The organism is Caballeronia glathei (assembly GCF_000698595.1).
Lineage (GTDB): Bacteria > Pseudomonadota > Gammaproteobacteria > Burkholderiales > Burkholderiaceae > Caballeronia > Caballeronia glathei.
Genome location: NZ_JFHC01000165.1, coordinates 1 through 4,472, shown reverse-complemented (window position 1 = coordinate 4,472; position 4,472 = coordinate 1). Strand labels below are relative to the sequence as shown.

5 protein-coding genes and 1 pseudogene are annotated in these 4,472 nt (G+C 60.4%); 4 read left to right on the top strand and 2 right to left on the bottom strand.

The window, feature by feature from the left end:
* Positions 1 to 151, top strand: a pseudogene (locus tag BG61_RS39735) (Hsp20 family protein); the annotation flags it as partial.
* Between the two features lie 164 nt (positions 152 to 315).
* Here the strand turns inward: BG61_RS39735 and BG61_RS37750 are convergent.
* Together BG61_RS37750 and BG61_RS41100 are read right to left on the bottom strand one after the other, a co-directional pair.
* Positions 316 to 531 carry a hypothetical protein gene (locus BG61_RS37750; RefSeq protein WP_035943300.1) on the bottom strand — a complete coding sequence of 72 codons (216 nt, stop codon included), beginning with the start codon at positions 529 to 531 and terminating at the stop codon, positions 316 to 318.
* Positions 532 to 1,457: 926 nt separating this feature from the next.
* Complete coding sequence (locus BG61_RS41100; protein WP_075584329.1) at positions 1,458 to 1,661, bottom strand: DUF2934 domain-containing protein; 204 nt, start codon at positions 1,659 to 1,661, stop codon at positions 1,458 to 1,460.
* Positions 1,662 to 2,317: 656 nt separating this feature from the next.
* Here BG61_RS41100 and tnpA point away from each other — a divergent pair.
* From tnpA to tnpC, 3 genes are all read left to right on the top strand, one after another.
* Positions 2,318 to 2,701 carry an IS66-like element accessory protein TnpA gene (tnpA, locus tag BG61_RS37745; protein WP_035943298.1) on the top strand — a complete coding sequence of 128 codons (384 nt, stop codon included), beginning with the start codon at positions 2,318 to 2,320 and terminating at the stop codon, positions 2,699 to 2,701.
* Entirely contained in the window at positions 2,698 to 3,036 is a 339-nt protein-coding gene (tnpB, locus tag BG61_RS37740) for an IS66 family insertion sequence element accessory protein TnpB (protein ID WP_035943301.1), read from the top strand. Before tnpA ends, tnpB begins: the two co-directional genes overlap by 4 nt.
* 63 nt (positions 3,037 to 3,099) lie before the next feature.
* The coding region (gene tnpC / locus BG61_RS37735; protein ID WP_035943296.1) for an IS66 family transposase at positions 3,100 to 4,472 on the top strand (1,373 nt) is incomplete at its 3' end.

Sequence of the window (4,472 nt, the reverse complement as noted above, 5' to 3'; positions counted from 1 at the left end):
GTTCGTGAGCCGCATTTTGCACGCACACACGCTAAGCGCCGATTTCGGCGCGTCGAAGATCGACGCCAGGCTGCAGGATGGCGTGCTTAGGCTCACGGTTCCCCGGCGCGAGGAAGCCCGCCCGCGCCGTATCGAAGTCAGGTCCGGCTAAGCGGTCGGCGCCACCGATCCGAGGCGCTTCGCATGGAAATAAGAAGAAACCGTGAAGAGGCATCACCCATGTCCGGCTGGACCGGATGCGACCGGCATTGCAGCAACTCGCGCGTGTCAAGCAGCGCCGCAGCGCGGCGAACGCCGGCAAACCACCGCGGAAAGTCAAACTGGGCCGACATGCTTGCCTCGCGCCAACTCGAGACGGCGCGCTGCCACCGATGACTCCGCGCCCCGCGCAATCTCGTCTGCGAGGCCGGCGAAACGTCCGTGCTCTTCAGCCTGGATCAGGACGCTGTGAGGAAGGAACTCCGCCACCAGGAATGTCGCGAAAGCCCCTAATACCACGATGACTATCAACGCGACGATCAGCATTTCCATGTTGCTCTCCGGTCGAAGTGATTCATCGGGGTGATGCACTTGTTGCAGCAAGCCGCGGGAACCATTCGGCTGTCCCGACGAGCGTTCCTGAGCGCACTCCGGTGAAAGGAGATTGTAATGTGTCTATCGGCGGGAAGGGTAACCGTTACGTTTTTTCGCTTTACGCTTAAATGCAAAAGAAGTGTCGAGATTCTTTAACTGAATTGGTCTTGTAGCAGTCGAGTCAAGTTATCACTCAGGTGAGTGACGTTCCGGCTATGGTTTGTTCGTCGCGTTAACGACCACTGCAGACAATCTGCTTTCATCGAAACGGCCTTTCCCCAAATGACACGGCGGGCCTCTGCCAGCGCTCGCCGGCTCGCAGGTTCAAGACCCGGCATTGGCTGGGCACTTTCGCCGTACCGGCCGGATTCTTTTCAGAGTCTGCGGTCTGATCAGGCTGTACTGAATGTGTAATCGGCTACCTATCTGAACGGCCTGATCGTTCCCTAAAATTCAGCGCGCGGCGCGATTACGCGCGTGGTGGGCGCGTTCTTGACTTGCGCGCACGCATGCGACAGCGAACGCGAGCGCGAACATCGCAGTGATAGCCAGCCCAGGGTAGCCTTACATGCGGAGTGGGCAGCATGGATCTATCGAGATCTGACTACCTTGCTGATAGCCTGCCCCTGCGCGCTGGTGACCATTCGAAGCTTGGTCGAGGCGAGAGGGCAGCCGAACCGCTGCCGCAGGCGACGGCCCGCTGGTTGCGGCATACGGCCGATTCACACATGATGGATCATCAGGTCGATCTGCGATACGTACGCGATAACCCCGGCCCATGCCTCGAATTCGACCGCCAATCAGTATCTGTACGCGGATGACGATGACCGGCATCGCGCGACCGAATCGGGTCTCAGACGGAATTGGTAAGACGCCACGGCAACTCACCGTGGCGACGCTGCTGCCGGCGCAGCAGCGAATTCGTCTGAATCCGCGACTAGGTCGGATTGAGTCGGTTTATCGGCTGCGGCGAGTTGCATTCGGGCCCGCTCCCAAAATTCTTCGGCGCGACCTTCGGGGCTTCCGGCCTCTAGCCACAGTCGATACGCGCGCGAGCGGATTTCGTCTTCTGGGATGCAAACGTCCATGTTGTGCCTCGCTGAGAGAGGTGGGCCTGTCGGTGCGTGCCCTGTCATACCGCTGCGCGCGCTTCTGAATATTTGCCAGTATCGAGCCCTGATGATGCGCTTTCGTCCGCGCGATTGACAGAGCGATTCGATTGATATTGAGAACATTTCAGGGACCGCTTCGATGCGACGGCGCAGGCTTCGGCTCAACTCTAAATAAAGTAGTTTTCGTCTCCCAACAAGGAGTAGTCTCGATTTGTAGACCGCAATTTCGGCGGTAAAAATCAGCCGCGCCCGTTCGGGTCATCTCTCGGCCAGCACGTCCCAAAGAACAGCAGAAGACCCTGCTCCGACACCACTCAACGCGAAGGCAGAAGGGACAACCGTCCTCTTCGGTCTGACTGCGGACCGACCTATTCCGTCGGACCGCCGTTCAAATTCGGCGGTTTAAGCACGGTTCAAGAAATGCAATTGACCTCAATTGAAGGGCCATACCATGCTAGTTAGAGAGCGAATGAAACCCGCAGTATTCCTGGAAGCCGACGAGACCTTGGCAACTGCCGCACGCAAGCTCAGGAAAGACAATATTGGCTGCCTACCGTAAGCGCCCGGTCATCCCGTCTTGAGTTGGGCTGAGGGTCTTGGGAGCATCGTATCCACTTAAAATAGGTGGACACGTGAACACTATCGAAGAAGCGCCAATTGGAAGGCGGCGGCGTCGCCGCTACAGCGTGGAGTTTAAGGCTCAGGTTGTTGCGGCTTGTCAGGGCCCGGGAGTGTCGCTTGCGGCCATCGCCCTGCACCACAAGTTGAACGCAAATCTGCTCCGACGTTGGGTGGAACAGGCCGAAGGGAGCGCCCGGGTGGCGGTCGCGTCCAGCGAAGTGGCAGTGCAGTCCGCAGAGGCACCGGCATTCGTGCCGGTACCGCTCGACACGATGAACGTTCGCCCGGCCGAGATCCGCGTCGAGGTGCGTCGCGCGCACCAGTCGATCACGGTTAGCTGGCCGACATCAGAGGCAGCACAATGCGCCGCCTGGCTGCGTGAGTGGCTCGCGTGATCCGCATTGATCAGGTGTGGCTGGCGGTCGAGCCGCTGGACATGCGGGCCGGCTTCGATACGGCACTGGGCCGGGTGATAACCGTATTCGGCGCCGCGCATCCACATCATGCTTATCTGTTCGCCAACCGGCGGGCCAACCGTCTGAAGGTGCTGGTTCACGACGGGATTGGAATCTGGCTGGCAGCGCGACGGCTGAACGAGGGGCAGTTTGTCTGGCCTTACCCTGGTAGCGAGCCGAAGCATCACTCGCTGACGCAGGAGCAACTCGCCGGTCTGGTGGTGGGTTTGCCGTGGCAACGCATCGGTCCTGACGGCGTGATCCGCGTCGTATGACGCCCGCAAGGACGTAAACGGTTGCGCTTTCGCGCTCTCCGAGGTTCTGGCAGACTCGTTCGCATGGACCTGCCCGCCGATCTCAACGCCCTCAGCCCGGAACAGTTGCGCGCGCTCGCCGCGCAGCTGATTGCCCAGGTCGAGGACAGAGACCGGGAGATTGATGAGAAGACCCGGGAAGTCGGCGAGAAGGAACGGGAACTGCGTTACCGGCAGACCCGTATCGACCAGTTGACCCACGAGATATCGATCCTCAGGCGCCAGCAGTTCGGCCGACGCAGCGAACAGCTCAGCAGCGATCAGATGAACCTGCTGGATGAAGCGACCGACGCGGATCTGGCCGCCATTGAAGTGGAGCTCGAGCAGCTTCAACCACAAGCCACAGCCGAGCTGCCACCCCAGCAACCGAAGCGCGCAGCGCTGCCGGCGCAACTGCCGCGCACAGAGATCCACCACGAGCCGGACAGCACCGTGTGTCAGTGTGGCTGCGAGCGCGTGCGCATCGGCGAGGACATCAGCGAGAAGCTGGACTACACACCAGGCGTGTTCACGGTAGAGCGGCATATCCGTGGCAAGTGGGTGTGCAGAAACTGCGAAACGCTGATTCAGGCGGCGGTGCCCGCGCACGTCATCGACAAGGGTATCCCGACCACGGGACTGCTGGCGTCGGTGCTGGTTGCCAAATACGCTGACCACCTTCCCCTGTATCGTCAGGAACAGATCTTTGCGCGGGCGGGTCTGGCGATACCGCGATCGACATTGGGTGCGTGGGTCGGTACGTGCGGCGTGCAACTACAGCCGCTGGTCGACGCACTGCATCAGGAAATCCTGCAGCAGGGTGTGCTGCATGCGGATGAGACGCCGGTACAGATGCTCAGCCCCGGCAAAGGCAAAACACATCGCGCGTACCTGTGGGCGTATACGCCCACGCACTACAGTGAGTTGCGCGCTGTGGTCTACGACTTCGCCGACAGCCGTGCAGGCGAACATGCCCGCGCGTTCCTCGCTGGCTGGCAGGGCAAACTGGTGTGCGACGACTACAGTGGGTACAAGGCCGGATTCCAGCAGGGCATCACTGAAATCGGATGTGCGGCGCACGCGAGACGCAAGTTCTTCGATCTGCATGCCAATCACAGCAGCCAGATCGCCGTACAGGCGCTGCCGTTCTTCGCTGCGCTTTACGACATCGAGCGCGACGCTACAGTGCTGGATGCCGAAGAGCGACGTAAGCTTCGACAGAACCGGGCCAAACCGGTCTGCGACGCACTTCACGAATGGATGGTGGCGCAGCGCAAGCTGGTTTCGGAAGGTTCTGCGATTGCGAAAGCGCTGGAATACAGTCTTAAACGCTGGGAAGCGCTTACGCGCTATCTCGATGACGGCCACGTGCCCATAGACAACAATTGGTGTCATGCCGCTAGCGGCATGAACCCAGT

Excerpts from the sequence above, each read along its gene's own strand:
- BG61_RS37750 (WP_035943300.1), bottom strand. The coding sequence starts at position 531 with ATGGAAATGCTGATCGTCGCGTTGATAGTCATCGTGGTATTAGGGGCT.
- BG61_RS41100 (WP_075584329.1), bottom strand. The coding sequence starts at position 1,661 with ATGGACGTTTGCATCCCAGAAGACGAAATCCGCTCGCGCGCGTATCGA.